A 16,828-nucleotide genomic window follows, 5' to 3' on the forward strand; every position below is an offset into this window, starting at 1 on the left:
TTAAATCTTATTGAGTATGGAAAGGTCTCTGCTGCTGGTCTGTATTTTGGAATTAAGGCTGTTCATAAAGTCTTCTGCGCTTCCGAAACTGCCTGCCAGACGGTGACCATAAGCAAGAACTTTACTGTTAAGTTCAAAACGCTGCTCCTGATAGCCTGCCAGTGCTTCTTCCAAAGAAATTTCACTGTTAAAATATTTTGAAAGCCAGATGAACAGTTCTCCTGTATCTTCAATAGCCAGGTTCATTCCCTGTCCCGTAATGGGATGGATGGAATGGGCCGCATTTCCCAAAAGAAGTATCCTTCCTTTAAAGTATTGTTCAGAATGCATTCTGCATAAGGGAAAGGTGAGGAAATTGTCCAGTGAATTGAGCTGGTTTAACATGTCATCACTTTGGGTAACAAATGTTTTCAGTCGGTTGATCAAAGTTTCTTTGTTTCCGGATTCTTTCAGGTTTTTCCCTTCTTCCATATTAAACCCTAAAATACATCGGGCTTCTGTATTGTTGATCGGGTAGAAATAGGCGAGCCCTCCGTTTTTGTCTACATACAATCGGTTGAGCTCTTCTACACTTGATGTAATAGGGTATTTGTTGAAATACATCACATGATCGTAATAGTCGAAATGGGCTTTTATTCCTGCATATTCTCTTACAATGGATTTGGTTCCGTCCGCTCCGATAAGGATATTGCTGAAAATCTCCTCTCCTGAATTAAGGGTTACATAGACCCCATTTTCCACTTCATTAATTTTTGAAACGGATTGATTGACCAATAGTTCTACGGTTTCGATGGCCTGAATTTTATCATAAATCGTTTCCAGTAAAACACTGTATGGACAAACCATAAAATATCCTCTTTCGTTTTCTGCTTTATAATTGATGTGATCGACCTGAATGCCGTTATGAAAAACGCTGAGCTGATCTCTCACTCTGCATTCCTTATTCATAAGTTCCTGTAGCAGTCCGTGTTTTTCAAGGACATTGATTCCGGAAGGCTTCAAAATATCGGCACCATTCATATTGACTTTAGCGTTTTTTTCTAAAATCAGGATTTTTTTGCCTTGTGAACCCAGCAGCCAGGCCAGGAAAATACCGGCAATTCCTGCTCCTACAATGCAAGCGTGATATTCTTTATATTTTGGATTTTGATTCATACGAATGATTCTGTTTTTAAATGAGAGATTAATAGTTCTATACTTTTTCTGTATACTTTATCCGGAATGAAGGAATGATCCATCACTTTATATTTTTTACATACGTGATCCACCAATTCTTCTTCTGATAAATAGTCTTTACGAACGGCTACAAACTCTATCAAGTCGTTACACCCAAGAAGGCTGCAGGCTGGTGCAGATAGGGCCTCCACACTTGTAAGGATACCATTGTGTCCTAAAGCAATGGTCTCAGCACGCAGATCTCCCAATCTATTGATGCTGTTTATAAATTGTTTTACATGATCAAAAGCCAACGGAAACCATTTTTTTGTATTGATAATTTCACCTAAAGCATCCGATACAAACAAAATATCTTTTTCTTTATAATGAATACTCACAGAGCATAGACTATGGCCCGGAGTATAGATTACTTCCCAGATTCCAGATTCCGTTTTTATTTGTTCCTTATCTTTCAGAATGATGAAAGGAATCTGTTGTAAGTCTGCAGGAAATTTTTTAATCTCTTTATCTGATATCAGGGCATTCAGCTGACGAATCCTTTTTACATATTTTTCATTACGAAAGTTTTTCACCGCATGTTCCGAGGCATATAGTTTTATATGCTTCAGATAAGGATAAAGAGATTCTATAGCTCCGCAATGATCATAATGGGAGTGTGTAATAAACCAATGTCTGACTAATGAGAGATCAGAAACATGTTCTTTCAATTGTGCCAGCAGCGCTTTGGCATCCCGGGTTAATCCTCCTTCTATCAGGATGTATTCCTGATCTTCTTTTACCAGATAAACCGGGTTGGAGATTGTTCCCAAGATGGCCAAAGAGCTGTTTATATTTCCTGTTTTATTGATCCACATGGTGTTATTAGAATTTATATAAAACACTTCCCCATGTTGCTCCGGAGCCGTATCCAACTATAAGTCCCAGCTTTCCTTCTCTTTCTTCCGGAGGAGTATTCTCCATATATTCACTCAGAGTGATGGGTAAAGAACCGGAAGCAATATTTCCATATTTATGTACATTGATCTGTACCTTATTTCTTGGAATTCCCAGAGTATTTATCACCGCATCCAAAATTCTCATATTGGGCTGGTGGGGAATAATAACATCTATATCTTCCATGGAAAGATTGTGCTTTTTCAATGTCTGTACTGTTATTTCTGTGAATTTTTCTACCGCATGTTTAAACATGTCTTTGCCATTCATTCGGAAATAGGAACATTTGCTTTCATCTCCGCTGAAGGTTTTGCCTGATGTACCCGGACTTTCTGTCCAAAGCAGTTCAAAATAACTTCCATCAGCGTGTATTGCAGCATCCAGAATTCCTTTGTTCTGATCCTCTGAAGCACTTAGCACAACAGCTCCGGCGCCGTCACCAAGTAATATGGAGAGGTTTCTGCCGTCATCAGAATAATCCATTCTTTTTGATAAAGCTTCTCCGCAGCAGACTAATATATTCTGATGTGTTCCGGTGGCTATAAATTGTTTTGCGATGTCCATCCCATAAATAAGCCCGCTGCACTGTGCTCGGATATCAAATACGGGAATTGTATTTTTCAGAGAAAGCATTGGCTGAATAAGGCAGGCCTGAGATGGATCATGGTAATCCGGACTCAAAGTATTTACAATCAGCATATCGATATCTTCCGGTAAGAGATTGGCTTTTTCAATTGCTTTTTTGGAGGCTTCTACCATTAATACGCCTGTGCTTTCATTTTCAGAAATATGTTGTCTGGTAAGCACGCCTGTACGGGTTTCTATGAATTCTTCCGTGGTATTCATCCATTTAACAATTGTTTTGTTGTCTATAGTTGAAGAGGGGAGAGCATGGCCAAATCCGGATATGACAGTATTCATTAGTCGTAGTTTTTGTTCATTACATTATCTATATCCTCTGTTCCGGCAGATTTTTTTCTGAAATATTCTACAGCATCTTTCACATCTTTTTCAAATCTGTTGTCTCTCCATACTTTCATGTTTTCATCATCATTAGGATCACAGATTCCAAGTTCCAGAAAGTATCTCATCAGAGGAGCCATAATTCTGGAATTGATTTTTTGACGGTTTTCACTTTCCAACACGGCAGGAATCAGTTTTTTATAATCTCTGAATGCGGGATTATGAAAACCGACACGGGAATACACTACAATACTGCAGACCGACATATCAAGCATGCTTCTGAGCATTGGTGCTGTGCTTTCCTGTGCTTCTTTCAAAAATTCAGGAACCATATCTATAAACTCACGGATCATATTTTTGCCCCATTCTATATGTCTTGCTTCTTCTTTATGATGTTCTACGGCTACTGCTCTTGATAAGGGGGAAATTTCCTTGCTGTTGCAGTCTTCCATTGCATTGTTTTCTGCCAGCCATTCGATAAGAATGGTAAGGTAGATGGCCTTTAGGGGAAATTCGGACATTGCCGCATTGTGGCTGTATATTTCTCTAAGGTTTAAAGGGCTGGGGAAAGGGGTAATCTGAAAATGGGCCATTGCCTTTTTGAAGACCATTGCATGCACTATTTCTTCTTTGCAGAAATGGTGTATGTATTTTACGACTTCGGGGAATTTTTTAAGGGAGCCATGATTGACGATTTTCATATAGTATTCTGACACGAGGTTTTCGAATACAATGAAAGTATACCACCATGAACCTGTTTCATAGACGGATAAAAGTCTTCTTTCTTCTTCTGTAGCAAGATCATAATAAGGTGTTCCGTAGATCGCAATATTTTCTCTTTTTTTCAGCCAGGCGTTTTCTATAGGTTCGTCCCAAGGATGATCCAGAAGGAGGCTCATCTGTTTTTTTTCGGAAGCTTTATTCAGCTTTTCTAATAAGAGGGTAAACTTCGGGCTTAGTGTTTTTTTCTTTAGATTGCTCATGTATTCTGTGTTTTTTTCATATTTAATAATTTTCCTTGTGTAAATCCGAAACACATTGCAGTTTCATAACCGGGACCTCCGGACCATGTGCTTACCAGTTTTACTTTGTCATTTGGGAAGTTGCTCAATAGTCCTAAATTGGTTTTTGGAAGCATTTTGTAGGCGAAAGCCGAACCTTTAGTAGCCAGTGTAAATTTGTAATTAGTCTTTGGAGTTGAAGATTCTGTATAAACCAATTTATCTTCTATCTGAGGAAAAGTGTTAAGGACTCTTTTGATCAGTTTTCCCTGAATTTTTTCTTTTCTTTGATTGTATTCGTCTTCGGAAAGGGAGAACCAACGGTCTCCATGATCCAAAATAATGAATTGAAGAATATAGCCTCCTTCTGGGTCTACACGATGATAGTTACTGACACTCAATGTAAAAAGGTCATAATATCTATCCTTTTCAAAATCATCTTCTGTAAAGTTGTCCCCTGTATCGGATACTAAAAGATATTCAGGAGAAGTTATTCCCAATTCTTCAGGTGGTACAGAAAGCACAACGAATACACAAAAATGACCCCATCCTACGGTGAAGTTGTTAAGGACTTGCTTAAATTTCTGTGACTTTTCATCTGATTTCAGCATTTTTACTACATCTTCAGGAGGACAGGTTGCAATGACTCTTTTTGTTTTTACTATATTTTTTCGAGTGGTTACAAGCATATGATCTCCTATATCTTCCATTTCATATACCTTATTTTTCTTTAGCAGTATTCCGCCACGATCTACAAATTCTTTTAATAATAAGTCCGAAATACGTTGTCCGGTTCCTTTCATAAATGCAGGACCACCATAAAACATAGCATAAAGGCAATGAAGAAAATAAAAAGCATTCACTTCATTGGAAATGGAACCTGAATAAATAGCAATAGGGCTGAGTACTTCTATGATATCCTGTCCTTTGAAAAGGGTATTGAAATATTCACGGGCAGTTATTTTGGACAGGCTTCTGCTTTCTTTCAAGATATCCCTGTTGATGGTGTATTCATTCATTAGCTTTCTGAAAAACATATAATGCTGATACCCATGGGATTCTATATCATGGAAAAGCTTTTCTATCCCTATTATTTCTTCAGGAAAGTAATTAATAAGGGTTTCTTTAATGTCTTCCGGTTCAGATGGGAGTTTGATGAATTGGTTTTTATAAACTACGGTTCCTATTTCTTCATGCAGCTCAAATTCATCCAGCAATGATTGCAGGCCTAATCTTTTAAGGGAAATCCAAAGGTTTCCAACATTTTCTTTGAGCCCGCTCACTTTATGCTGGCTACAATCAAAAACAAATTTTCTTTTATTCCGGTAAAAATTGGTAGCATAACCTCCTACTTTATGATGGGCTTCGCTGATGGCAACTGAGCTTCCTTCAGAAACTGCTGAAAGTCCATACATAAGCCCACAAAGTCCTGCTCCTATTACTAATTCGTCGACTTCTAAATTTTCAATCATTACTGGATTATTTTATTTGTTTTTTAAAAAAAGAGATCACCCTCACTTTTTTGAAAGCAAGTATTTTTAATTACGGATGTCTGTTATAAACCAATATTAACAGGCTTTGTTAATATCGGTGGAAAGTCAAAATCTATTAAAGTCTTGGGTTCCCAAACTCTTTTGTAACCTCCAAAGACTTTGCTTTTAGACTTTAAATGGCCAGTTCTTCTTCCAGAACTTCTACGATGTCTTTTGGTGTTTTCATTTTGATAAGAATTCCTTCGTCTAAACTGATATTGAATTCTCTTTCCAATTCCACTAAAACTTCTAATCCCATAAGAGAAGTGACTCCTATTTCATTTAATAAGTCTGTGTCAGGCTTAATAATATTAATTTCGCATTCTGCAATATCTGCTAAAACTGCGTATACTTTGTTAAATAATTCTTGATTTTCCATTCTGTTGTATTTTTTAATAGTTAATATTTTCTGTATTCCATACCTGTGCTCCAAACCCCCATCCGATTCCTGCACCGGCGAATACAATTTTATTATTGGGTTTTATTTTTTCATCTTTTAATGCAAAGTATAGGGTTACCGGAATTGAGGCAGAGCTGAGACAACTGTATTTTTCTACGGTAGTTGTATATTTGTCTTTCTTTATTCCTATTCCCATTGCCCACATTCTGATGAGCATTTTTGAGGGCTGATGAAAGACAAAGTGGTGGATGTCCTCAAGCGTAGCATTTGCTTTTTCTAAGGCTTTAAAGGTAACCTCAGGGACATTGTGAGGGACGAATGTCTGCATTTGAGTGGGTGCATCTTGTCCTAATGTAAAATAAGGACGGGTAAATTCTTTCCCGGGCTTATCTGGAGGAGATTTCCATTGCAATGTTGCAATATCATTATAGATGGGAATGCTTTTATAATGAGAAGAAACTAATTTTCCTTCTTTTTCTGATCTTCCTACGACTACCGCTGCAGCGCCGTCTCCAAAAAGGGTAGAAGAGGGTAAGGAAAAATCAGCAATTTGTGTAAAAGTTTCTGCAGAGCAGATCAATACGTTTTTGTACTTTCCTGTTTTTATGTAATCAGAGGCCATTTGTAGTGCTACGAGAAAAGAGATGCATGCCTGATTGACTTCTATAGTCATCGCTGAATGTTTACATTGCAACTCGGTTTTTAAATATTCTGAAATTCCGGGAAAGATCCTGTCATTTTCTTTATCAGACCAGCCTGTAATGGTGCATGTTGTTCCTATGATAAGGTCTATGTCATGCGCTAAAAGACCGGCTTTTTTTATTGCTCCCAAAGACGCTTTCTTAGCAAGCTGGGAACAAGATTCGCCTTTCTCTTTGTCTACCATATATCTCCCTTCCATTCCCCAGTTTCTCCACCAGTTTTTAGGAAGATTGGGGATGCTGGAAAATGGAGGCATATCATTGGTGTAATATTTCTCTGGAAATCCTACTGCCACGCTTTTTATAGAGGAATTATATCTCATTTGTAATTTTTAAAACCGAATAATGTGAAAGGAATGGGTTATACGCTATCATTGTTAACGGCAGTTTCTTCATTTCTGTGTTTTCTTGTAAATGCCAAGGAATACTGTTCATTGCCAATGTATCTTCTGTTTCTTGGGGTGACAGATGTTCTGAAAACCATTTTTCTGTAATAATCGGAGTCTGTTGGCCTTCCAGCTTTAATAATATATTTTCAAATTCAGAATTTATAGTTTTTACAAAAGAGGGACTATAATTCCAGTTGAGTCTAAAAATGTTTTCTTCTATCAGAGCTTCTTCATTTCCTTCATTGAAACTTAGGCTTGCTTTTGGTGCTTCAGGAGAAGAAATATGGATGTTTTCTAATTCTATTTTGTTGTTGCTGGCCTTAAGTAATAATGCATTAACTCCATCAGGAATACAAAACCCATTCTCATTATCCTTAAGAAAGGCAGAAAATTTATTTGACTGAATCACCAATGCATATTTGGACTCTGAAGTCAATAAAAAAGAAGATGCAATTTTGATCATATTTCCTAGGTCGCTATGAAACATTTCAAATACGAATGCGTTTTTTGCTTCTAAATGTTTTTGTACTTCGTGGCCTACTCCGGGAGCTGAAGTATTTCTCAGAGAGGTTGTATCATATAATGAAATAGAAGCATTGATAATTATACCTAATTCATGAGGCATAATACCATTTTGATCTAATAATTGCCTGCATGTATCCACAGACCAAGTGGATAAAGATTTTTCTTTTTCAACTTCGTATATCTGACATTGAAAACCTTTCTCCATTTTCCCGCGATTACCAGAGATATTTAACCCCGGGATCTGGCTAATTGCATCTATTATCTGCATAATGTATTCATAATTATTTTTTTTAACAGTGATTTACCAACCCCTTCCTGTATATTTTTCCATTACTGTTTCTTGGTAATTCTTTTATAAAATGAATTTTGGAAGGACGCTTATAGGAGGGAAAAATTTCTGATAACTTCTTTTGAATTTCATCAGAAAGAAAAACCATATTGCAGCCCTCTTTTCCCACGACATACAGTACTGGCTTGGTAAGGGCGTCATCATCTAAATAATAGGTTACTGCACATTCATCTACTTCATGGAAACTCCGTAATATGATATTTTCTATTTCCAAAGGGTTTACCCAGCGTCCGTTTACTTTAAATAAATCATCTTTTCTTCCATGATAAGTATAAGTGCCATCTTCTGCTTGGGAACATAGATCCCCTGAAAAGTACCAGCCCTCTTTATACTTTACTTTATTGGCTTCTTCTTTTTCCCAATATGAGCTGAGTGTACTTTCAGGAGGGGAGACACATAATTCTCCTATTTCGTTATGGTTTTTTATGCTTACGTCAGGGTTATCTATTTTGCATATTTTTATCTGATAGCCGGAAACAGGAATTCCCAAAGATGAATTCTTATTTTGTTTTTTTAAATGACGGTTACACATGAAAATATGACCTATTTCTGTTGAGCCTATCCCATTAATAATTGTTTTCTCAAATTTTGAGTCCCATTCTCTGGCAATAGATTCAGGAAGTGAAGAGCCTGCTGATACAAATAATCTTATACTGTTGAAATCGTTTTGCGAAAAACTTTTGTAGTGATGCAGTATATCTAAGTATACTTTTGGAGTACCAAAGAAAACAGAAGGTTTGTAGAGCCGGATATTTTTTTTCAATTGATCAATAGAAAACCATTTTTCATCAATTACTACGGATGAACCTATAATTAATGGAAAAAATAAGCTGTTTCCCAATCCGTATCCAAAGAACATTTTAGAGACAGACATAATAATATCTTCTTTACGAATTCCCAATGTCTTTTGTGCAAACAGATTCGTATTTAAAAGCATGGTGGCATGAGTGTGCTGAACCGCTTTGGGTTTTCCTGTGGTTCCTGAAGTATATTGCCAAAAGGCAATCGGGTTATTTTGTTCATATGCAAAATCCATATCAGAAAAGCTATTATCAGTCTTTAGTACCATATACTTATGCAGATAATTATCCGAATGATATTCGTCTTTTAAAGGAGAGTTCACGATAATACATTCATTTACAATGTAAATTGAATTATGTACAGCCTTATGTAAACGGAGGTATTGTTGACTGTCTATAATGATCCCCTGTGCTTTAGAATCTTGTAGAATATATTCTAATTCAGAATCCTGAATCATCGGATTTACAGGAACTGGAATGCATCCTATAGATATTAAAGATAAGAATGAATAAATAAATTCTGGGGAATCCTTCATGCTCAGGATGACTCTATCTCCACAGCTGAGTTTTCCTGTGGATTTTAAATTAACGGCTAGGGTTAATGTTTTTTCAGCTATTTCTTTTCCAGATAAGCTATTCAGATTATAAAGTATTTGGTTTCCATTGTCTGATAACAATAGATTTTTAATGATATTTTCTGATAAATTCATAAGGTATATATTTTAGCGCTTCTGACACTTACTAATAATGTCAGATGATATCGAAAAGGCTAATTTCTATTAATCTATCAGAAAAGATTATTATATGAATACAGAAATAGGAGAGCGGGTTTATACAAAAGTTTTTTCATATTCGTGTGTTTTTTCAAAATTTGTGTGTTTTTCAAAAGTAATATTATTTTTTTATATTATCACATGTTTGTGATATATTTTATAAGTGTAATGGACGTTGATTTTTTTTTATTAGTAAAAATAAAATATTATGAATTTGAATAAAGTTTATATGCATGATTATTTGTTCATAAATATTAAACATATAATGGATATTAAAAAGACAGTTTTTTTTAACATTTATTATGTTTCGAATAATATACATGCGCTATAACAGCTCAAATATTACCTAAAATAATGGCACTGACTGTTATACAATGGATTAATAAATTAAACAATAGAAATATTAACAACTTAAAAACTCAAATTGCTTAAATGCACCACAGGTTTCTTTTAATAAAAATCTTCAAAACTATACGATATTTGTAAATAAGGTATTAAATTTGATCGTTTGTAACAGTCCGCAAATTATTGCTACTTATTACAATACTTATTTTTCAAAAATTAATAAATAAAGACAGTTTATGTGGAAAAATTTCAAACTGAATAAATTTTTACTACTGATTCCATTAACCAGTCTAATGTTTTGCTTCAATTCGCCGAAAAACGATGATGAAAAGATGCAGACAATAATGGTGAGCGTAAAAAACACTCTTTCTTACCTGCATTATAGTCCGAAGCCTATCAATGATGCTTATTCAAAGGATGTTTATAAGCATTATTTCGAATTGGTGGATCCTGCCAAAAGATATTTCCTGCAGTCTGACATGGATGAATTCAGCAAGCATGAAACAAAGCTTGATGATTATATCAACCAGGGAGATTTGAGTTTCTATAAACTTACAATCGACAGATTGTACCAAAGAGTAGATGAGATCGATAAGATTACTCAGGATATTTTTAGTAAGCCCATTAACCTTCAGGAAGATGAAACACTTACCCTGGAGCCAAAGCTTAAAAAAGTACCGGCCAATAAGCAGGAACAGTACAACGAATGGAAAAAATTCATCAAGTATAATATTCTTCAGGAAATTGAATCGATGAACAGTAAAGAAGAAGCTCAGAAAGAGAAGAAAGATTCTGTTCAGAAGTATAAATTAAATGATACGATCAAGTTTAAGGTTCTTACTCAGGATGAAAAGATCAAAAAAGCAACGGATGAAGTAAAAGACCTTGTAAAAGATACCTTCACAAGATTCAAAAAGAGAAAGAAAATGGATTGGTTTACGGTATATATGAATGCTTATACTGAAGTATTCGATCCGCATACCAACTACTATTCTCCAAAAGATAAAGAAGATTTTGATACTCAGTTTACCGGTAAAGTAATCGGTATCGGAGCATTGATCCAGGAGAAAAAAGGAAATCTTTATCTGGGTGCTCTTACCATTGGTGCTCCGGCATGGAAATCCAAGCAGCTTTCAGAAGGAGATAAGATCCTGAAAGTAAAATCAAAACCAAAAGATGATGCTGTAAATGTGGTAGGAATGCTTTCCGACGAAGCTGTAAGGCTGATCAGAGGAGAAAAGGGAACACCTGTTACCTTAACCGTTCAGAAAAAAGACGGGACTATTAAAGATGTAACAATGATCCGTGAAGAGGTAGCTATTGAAGATACTTTCGCAAGAAGTATTGTAGTGAATACTCCTAACGGTAAGAAATATGGGTTTATCAACCTTCCGAGCTTTAACGCAGATTTTGAAAATTCAAAAGGAAGAAATGCTTCTGATGATATCAAAAATGAGATTGTTAAGCTTAAATCTCAGAATATTGAAGGAATTATCCTTGACCTTAGAAACAACGGTGGTGGATCACTGACGGAAGTAGGCGATATTATGGGGCTTTTCATGGATGCTGGACCATATGTTCAGGTGAAAGATGGAAACGGGAAAATACAGACTCTAAAGAATAAAAATGAAACTCCGATCTGGACCGGTCCGCTTGTTATTATGCAAAACGAACTTTCGGCTTCAGCTTCTGAGATTTTAGCAGGCGTAATGCAGGATTACGGAAGAGCTATGGTTGTTGGATCTCCGCAATCTTTTGGAAAAGGAACCGTTCAGACTTTTGTTGATCTGAACAGATTCCTGAATACAGAAGATGATTTCGGATCTTTAAAACTGACGATCCAGAAATTCTACAGAATTACAGGAGAGTCTACACAGAGAAAAGGAATTGTTTCTGATATTCAGATGAAAGATTTCTTTACCTATGCAGAAGTAGGAGAGCGTTATGATGACTTTGCTTTGGCTTGGGATAAAATTCCGGCTACAAAGTTCCAGAAACTGAACTTTTTCAATATCCAGGCTCTTGAAAAAGCAAGTGCAGACAGAATGGCTAAGAATAAAAACTATCAGCTACTGTTAGAATCCGCACAATGGAGAGAAAAACTGGATAAAGAGGAAAACATTACATTGAACATCAATAAATTCAATGAAGTGATGAAGCACAGAAAATCTCAGATTGAAAAATTCAAAGTACTTACTAAATTTGAGAACGGCCTACAGTTCATCATGTATCCTAGTGAGATTGAAAGAGAGAAAAAAGACGAAGCTTTCAAAAAGAAATCTGAAATGTGGATCAAGAATCTGAAAAAAGATCTTTACCTGCAGGAAGCAATGAATATTGTATCCGATATGGGAGTAAAATCATAAACATAAAAAGCCCGATAATGAAAATTATCGGGCTTTTTATTGTGTAAAATAAATGATTACTTAATCTCTACACATCCTACTCTTCCGCCGGCATTTCCGGTAGGCTGAGTATGGAAATCATCTGCTGCAGCGTGTACAATAAGACCTTTTCCAATGATGTTTTTAGATTCATCTGTACATCCAAGACACCATTTATCTGTCTTGAAGGTTAAAACTGCAATTCCGCTCTGATCAGCTACCAGATTTCCAATATCTCCCATGTGGAAATGCTCAGCACCCCATTTTCCGTGATCGTTCTTGGAAGGATTCCAGTGTCCGCCTGTAGAAGTTCCGTCCGCCGCAGAACAGTCTCCTTTTTCATGAATATGTACTGCATGAATTCCGGGAGTAAGGTTCGTTACATTCAGGTTCATAATGACTTCATTCCCCTGTTGGGTAAACTTAGCCGTTCCGCCGGTCTGCGTTCCGCTTTTGGCATTTACAGCGTACGTTTTTGTAGTTCCGCATGAAACAGCCAACAATGCACACCCTGCCAATAATGATAGTGTTTGTACTTTCATTTTTAAATGATTTAAAGTGATTTTATGCTAAATTTAAAAAAGATTTTCCAAAGCGCTTTATGATTCCAGTCTTTTTTTCTGAAAGAATATCTGATACGAGGCTTTAATCTATGTTGTTTTAGTCTCAGAATGTGTAAGTTTAACCTTGGGTATCATTGCGTAAGAAAATACAGATAAAAATGTTATTTTTAACTTTTTGATGGCTAACCCTTTTATATTTAAAAATCATTATAACACATTTGAAGCGCATCAGCAATGGTTATTCTATATACATTTATCAGTGAAGAAAAGCATCGGTATTTTTTAGACCGGTATTTAAACTCTTTTCCGGAAGATTTTAAGCAGGATATTCTGAAATACAGAAGATGGCAGGATGCTCAGCTTTCCCTGTTAGGGAGAGTGCTTTTGTTCCAGGGATTAAAGTCCCGGTATCATATTGATGAGGTATATATTGAGCGTACTCCAGATAATAAACCTTACCTGAAAGGGCAGCCTCTTCATTTCAATATTTCTCATTCCAAAGAACTTGTTGTTTGCGCAATTGCAGAATTTCCTATTGGAATTGATGTTGAATTTATAGACCCTAAAATCAATTATCTGGACTTTCAGTTTCAAATGACAGAACAGGAATTTCTTAAAATTGATCGTTCTGAAGATCAAATTGGGGATTTCTTTTCATACTGGACCCGAAAAGAATCAGTAATGAAAGCGCATGGAGGAGGAATGATGATTCCTTTGGATTCTTTTGAAATTGTAAATGATGAATGCGTAATTGAGAGTAAAAAATTCTTTACCAAGAATATTTTTATTGATGAAAGTTATCAGAGTTGCATAGCTTCAGACAATAAAAATCTTAAAAATGTGGTACCTTTTTTTATAGCCTCTGAAATTTGAGTTAATCATTTTTTACATCCTTTCAACCCTTATATTTTGGTGAATTTCAATTATTTAAATTGAAATAGGAAATCATTAATTAGTGATAAACTTTCCAAATTTTAATGTTTTTTTTTTGCAAATTCATTTTTAACATATATCTTTACTGAGAGAAAAAAATTATTTAAACACTAAGACCCTATACAAATGAAAAAAAATGTATTACTGCTGATTACCTTCAGTTTCAGTGTGCTTTCCTTCGCACAGGTAGGTATCAAGCAAGAAAATCCCAATCTCAGCTCAGATCTTGAACTGGGGTCTAACAACAAAACGTTACTTCTAAACAGAGTTCCCAACACTGCTGCAGTCGCAAATCCAGTTAATGGCATGATGATCTATGACATATCCGAAGAATGCGTAAAAGCATTTCAGGCAGATAAATGGTCTAAATGTCTTGGAAAAGGATTGATTGGAAAAAAAGCATTGATGAATCCCGTTTCCTTGTCATGTACTTCAGCTACCGTTTCTCCCAGTCCTATTGCAGGACAGGCTTATAAAGGTGTGTTGACAGTTCCCTATACAGGAGGAAATGGTGGTGTTTATGATGCAGTATCCATTCAAACAAATGGATTAACTGCTGCTTTACCTGCCGGACAATTTGCTATTGGGAATGGACGTTTACAGTATTCTATCACAGGAACTCCGGATCGGACCGGCAATATTACATTGAATGTAAATGTTGCAGGAAATACCTGCTCCGTTGCTTTAAAATAATGTAATTGTATTTCAGTAAACAGTTCCGGATCATTATCATGTATCTAAGTAATTTCTGCAGTTCACAAGATGCAGAAATGATAATCGTTTGTTGATCAGTAATTAAAATGCTTATAAACAATTATTATCTTCAGTAGTATACAGTTTACTATACTTTTTAGCTATACAGATATTGAAAGGATCTGCTTACAAGATTTTTTATTCCCTATTTCATTGCAACTTCAATGAAAAATATTTATATAGACAAATTTTATTAAACCACAACAAAAATTCAACATGAAAAAAAAGTTATTATTACCTATTTACATTAGTATTAGCTCTTTTTCCCTTGCACAGGTTGGGATTAATCAACCTAACCCTAATTTAAGTGCAGATCTTGAATTAGGATCTACAAACAAGAGTTTACTACTGAACAGAATACCTAATACAGGGGTGATTAACAGCCCTGTAAACGGAATGCTTATCTATGATGTCTCTGAGCAATGTGTAAAAGCTTTTCAGGGAGGTGCATGGTCGCAATGTTTCTGGAAAGAAAGCCCATTTGCTTTAGTATGTGCTTCTGCAGTATTTAATCCTAGTTCTGCAACTCAAAATGTAGCTTACAGCGGTACTTTAACAATCCCTTACACGGGAGGTAATGGAAGTGCTTATGCTGCGCAGACTTTTCAGTCTAATGGGTTAACTGCTACATTGAATGCCGGGAATTTTGCGACGGGAAATGGTTCTTTACAGCTTAATGTGTTGGGAACCCCAGTGACTACAAGCCCTGCAGTATTTAGTATTACTGTAAATGGAAGTACCTGTTCTGCAATTTCACTTCCGGTCAATAATGGAACCCCGGTAGTTCCTTCTACTATTACCATCAATGAGGGAATATATTTTATAGGCTCGGTGCTTGATAGTGATTATTCTCCTTATACAGAGCCTACAGGCCCTGCAACAACTGCCAGACCTGTGGCAGCAGATGGTGTTCCAGATAAACTGGCAGATTATCAAGGGTTCATTTCTACATCAGGACTGGATATCTTTATTCCTGTCACCACAACAGGAAGTGGTTCCCTTACTGGATGGAGCTCAATAACAACGGTTCCTGCCAATCTTACAGAAGATGGAATTTCCAGACAGCTTATGCTTTCATGGTCAACACAATCATATGATTCTAATACCAGATCAATCAAAGCAAAACTTACGGCTATAGGAGGTACTTTGAATGCCAGAAAACTTGACATAAATGCCGGAATAGGAAATGATTATCTTGGAGTATTAATGGCAAGGTTCCAATTCCCATCTAATAATTCCGGGACATCCAAAAATTATGATGTTCGTATATTGCCTGGTATTCCTGATAGAAAATTTGGTGAAACAGACAATTCAGGATTGCGTGAGCATAATTTCCTTTATCTGCCGGTTCAGGCTGAAGATGGTTACACATGGTTGAATAATAACCTGGGTGCAGATTATACTAATATAGACGGGACAAACTTCAGTATTGCACAGCAAGCAACCTCAGCACAGGATTATAAGGCATATGGATCATTATTCCAATGGGGAAGAAAGCCAGATGGGCATGAACTGGTTAAATGGACTGGTCCTTCAAGTGGAACTCCGGTTTACCCAACTGTAACTTCTACTGCTAATGATAACCCTACTGATACAAGATTTATTGGAACAGGAGGTGGATGGAGAATAAATAATGACCCAACTTTATGGCAAACCAGTATTAAACCGAACAACCCATGTCCTAGAGGATTTACGGTTCCTAGTAAATCACAGCTTGATAACTATTTACTGGCTGCTAAACTGGGCAGTGGAATTAATGCTGCCGCTGCAAGTAAATTAAAATTGCCAGCAGCTGGTAATCGAGATTCATCATTTGGAACCATATCATCATCTTATGCAGGAAGCAGTGGGTTCTATTGGAGTGGTGAAGCAGGCGGTTCAAGTCCTTCAGCATATATCTTCCAAGTCTCACAATTTGGAACACATGGTGTATCAAGTTCTGGAACAGCACAAGGAAGCTCAGTTCGTTGTATAAAAGAATAAATAAAATTTAAAATAAATGATTATTTGATGGCTGCCAGCATTTTTGTTGGTGGCTATCGGGTAATTATTGAAGTACCATTAAAAAAAACGTTTCTATATCAGCTTACTTCATCTGAAGTGTATGATGAAAATTCTGATAAAAATTACACATCTACCTAAACAAAGGCTGGTGTTCTTTTAGTAAAAATAAAAGGATACCTAATAAATACATTAAGATTATTCTGCTCTTGGTAACTCAATATTTCTTTAGATCTTATTCCCGAAAGGATAGATCGCTGATGTCCGGAAGTATTTGAATGAGAGTTTTTCAGAATAATTGAATGAT

15 protein-coding genes are annotated in these 16,828 nt (G+C 36.0%); 5 read left to right on the forward strand and 10 right to left on the reverse strand.

Annotated elements, in window-relative coordinates:
• From M2372_RS18865 to M2372_RS18905, 9 genes are all read right to left on the reverse strand, one after another.
• Nucleotides 1-1,155 (reverse strand): FAD-dependent monooxygenase, encoded by a 1,155-nt coding sequence (locus M2372_RS18865; RefSeq protein WP_123320257.1) that lies wholly within the window; start codon nt 1,153-1,155, stop codon nt 1-3.
• Complete coding sequence (locus tag M2372_RS18870; RefSeq protein ID WP_123320258.1) at nt 1,152-2,030, reverse strand: MBL fold metallo-hydrolase; 879 nt, start codon at nt 2,028-2,030, stop codon at nt 1,152-1,154. Before M2372_RS18870 ends, M2372_RS18865 begins: the two co-directional genes overlap by 4 nt.
• A gap of 7 nt (nt 2,031-2,037) precedes the next feature.
• Nucleotides 2,038-3,030, reverse strand: a complete 993-nt coding sequence (locus M2372_RS18875; RefSeq protein WP_123320259.1) for a 3-oxoacyl-ACP synthase III family protein — start codon at nt 3,028-3,030, stop codon at nt 2,038-2,040.
• The gene (locus M2372_RS18880) at nt 3,030-4,055 is read right to left on the reverse strand and encodes a diiron oxygenase (protein WP_123320260.1); all 1,026 of its coding nucleotides are present in this window, start codon (nt 4,053-4,055) and stop codon (nt 3,030-3,032) included. Before M2372_RS18880 ends, M2372_RS18875 begins: the two co-directional genes overlap by 1 nt.
• Nucleotides 4,052-5,545, reverse strand: coding sequence for an NAD(P)/FAD-dependent oxidoreductase (locus M2372_RS18885; protein WP_123320261.1), 1,494 nt, complete (start codon nt 5,543-5,545; stop codon nt 4,052-4,054). The genes M2372_RS18880 and M2372_RS18885 overlap by 4 nt, the downstream gene beginning before the upstream one ends.
• 193 nt (nt 5,546-5,738) lie before the next feature.
• Nucleotides 5,739-5,984 carry an acyl carrier protein gene (locus M2372_RS18890; protein ID WP_123320262.1) on the reverse strand — a complete coding sequence of 82 codons (246 nt, stop codon included), beginning with the start codon at nt 5,982-5,984 and terminating at the stop codon, nt 5,739-5,741.
• A gap of 13 nt (nt 5,985-5,997) precedes the next feature.
• Nucleotides 5,998-7,029 carry a 3-oxoacyl-ACP synthase III family protein gene (locus M2372_RS18895; protein ID WP_123320263.1) on the reverse strand — a complete coding sequence of 344 codons (1,032 nt, stop codon included), beginning with the start codon at nt 7,027-7,029 and terminating at the stop codon, nt 5,998-6,000.
• Nucleotides 7,019-7,888 carry a hypothetical protein gene (locus M2372_RS18900; protein ID WP_123320264.1) on the reverse strand — a complete coding sequence of 290 codons (870 nt, stop codon included), beginning with the start codon at nt 7,886-7,888 and terminating at the stop codon, nt 7,019-7,021. Before M2372_RS18900 ends, M2372_RS18895 begins: the two co-directional genes overlap by 11 nt.
• 22 nt (nt 7,889-7,910) lie before the next feature.
• On the reverse strand, nt 7,911-9,479 hold the full coding sequence (locus M2372_RS18905; RefSeq protein WP_123320265.1) for an AMP-binding protein: 1,569 nt from the start codon (nt 9,477-9,479) through the stop codon (nt 7,911-7,913).
• 644 nt (nt 9,480-10,123) lie between these two features.
• Between M2372_RS18905 and M2372_RS18910 the strand changes: the two genes are divergently transcribed.
• Nucleotides 10,124-12,253: a carboxy terminal-processing peptidase gene (locus tag M2372_RS18910; RefSeq protein ID WP_123320266.1), complete on the forward strand. Its 2,130-nt coding sequence runs from the start codon at nt 10,124-10,126 to the stop codon at nt 12,251-12,253.
• Nucleotides 12,254-12,309: 56 nt separating this feature from the next.
• On the opposite strand, the gene M2372_RS18915 is transcribed toward M2372_RS18910, so the two are convergent.
• Nucleotides 12,310-12,813 (reverse strand): superoxide dismutase family protein, encoded by a 504-nt coding sequence (locus tag M2372_RS18915; protein ID WP_123320267.1) that lies wholly within the window; start codon nt 12,811-12,813, stop codon nt 12,310-12,312.
• A gap of 255 nt (nt 12,814-13,068) precedes the next feature.
• Here M2372_RS18915 and M2372_RS18920 point away from each other — a divergent pair, with 255 nt between their 5' ends.
• The 4 genes from M2372_RS18920 to M2372_RS18935 all read left to right on the forward strand — a co-directional run bounded on the left by M2372_RS18920 (nt 13,069) and on the right by M2372_RS18935 (nt 16,662).
• Complete coding sequence (locus tag M2372_RS18920) at nt 13,069-13,707, forward strand: 4'-phosphopantetheinyl transferase superfamily protein (RefSeq protein WP_123320268.1); 639 nt, start codon at nt 13,069-13,071, stop codon at nt 13,705-13,707.
• A gap of 186 nt (nt 13,708-13,893) precedes the next feature.
• On the forward strand, nt 13,894-14,460 hold the full coding sequence (locus M2372_RS18925) for a hypothetical protein (RefSeq protein WP_123320269.1): 567 nt from the start codon (nt 13,894-13,896) through the stop codon (nt 14,458-14,460).
• Between the two features lie 276 nt (nt 14,461-14,736).
• Nucleotides 14,737-16,503: an FISUMP domain-containing protein gene (locus M2372_RS18930; protein ID WP_123320270.1), complete on the forward strand. Its 1,767-nt coding sequence runs from the start codon at nt 14,737-14,739 to the stop codon at nt 16,501-16,503.
• A 27-nt stretch (nt 16,504-16,530) separates the two neighbouring features.
• Entirely contained in the window at nt 16,531-16,662 is a 132-nt protein-coding gene (locus M2372_RS18935) for a hypothetical protein (protein ID WP_259081173.1), read from the forward strand.
• The last annotated feature ends 166 nt before the right edge of the window (nt 16,663-16,828 follow it).

This window comes from Chryseobacterium sp. BIGb0232 (genome assembly GCF_024810195.1).
GTDB lineage: Bacteria > Bacteroidota > Bacteroidia > Flavobacteriales > Weeksellaceae > Chryseobacterium > Chryseobacterium pennae.

Excerpts from the sequence above, each read along its gene's own strand:
- M2372_RS18865 (WP_123320257.1), bottom strand. The coding sequence starts at position 1,155 with ATGAATCAAAATCCAAAATATAAAGAATATCACGCTTGCATTGTAGGA.
- M2372_RS18925 (WP_123320269.1), top strand. The coding sequence starts at position 13,894 with ATGAAAAAAAATGTATTACTGCTGATTACCTTCAGTTTCAGTGTGCTT.
- M2372_RS18915 (WP_123320267.1), bottom strand. The coding sequence starts at position 12,813 with ATGAAAGTACAAACACTATCATTATTGGCAGGGTGTGCATTGTTGGCT.
- M2372_RS18935 (WP_259081173.1), top strand. The coding sequence starts at position 16,531 with ATGGCTGCCAGCATTTTTGTTGGTGGCTATCGGGTAATTATTGAAGTA.
- M2372_RS18930 (WP_123320270.1), top strand. The coding sequence starts at position 14,737 with ATGAAAAAAAAGTTATTATTACCTATTTACATTAGTATTAGCTCTTTT.
- M2372_RS18890 (WP_123320262.1), bottom strand. The coding sequence starts at position 5,984 with ATGGAAAATCAAGAATTATTTAACAAAGTATACGCAGTTTTAGCAGAT.
- M2372_RS18870 (WP_123320258.1), bottom strand. The coding sequence starts at position 2,030 with ATGTGGATCAATAAAACAGGAAATATAAACAGCTCTTTGGCCATCTTG.
- M2372_RS18885 (WP_123320261.1), bottom strand. The coding sequence starts at position 5,545 with ATGATTGAAAATTTAGAAGTCGACGAATTAGTAATAGGAGCAGGACTT.
- M2372_RS18895 (WP_123320263.1), bottom strand. The coding sequence starts at position 7,029 with ATGAGATATAATTCCTCTATAAAAAGCGTGGCAGTAGGATTTCCAGAG.
- M2372_RS18875 (WP_123320259.1), bottom strand. The coding sequence starts at position 3,030 with ATGAATACTGTCATATCCGGATTTGGCCATGCTCTCCCCTCTTCAACT.
- M2372_RS18880 (WP_123320260.1), bottom strand. The coding sequence starts at position 4,055 with ATGAGCAATCTAAAGAAAAAAACACTAAGCCCGAAGTTTACCCTCTTA.
- M2372_RS18920 (WP_123320268.1), top strand. The coding sequence starts at position 13,069 with ATGGTTATTCTATATACATTTATCAGTGAAGAAAAGCATCGGTATTTT.
- M2372_RS18910 (WP_123320266.1), top strand. The coding sequence starts at position 10,124 with ATGTGGAAAAATTTCAAACTGAATAAATTTTTACTACTGATTCCATTA.
- M2372_RS18900 (WP_123320264.1), bottom strand. The coding sequence starts at position 7,888 with ATGCAGATAATAGATGCAATTAGCCAGATCCCGGGGTTAAATATCTCT.
- M2372_RS18905 (WP_123320265.1), bottom strand. The coding sequence starts at position 9,479 with ATGAATTTATCAGAAAATATCATTAAAAATCTATTGTTATCAGACAAT.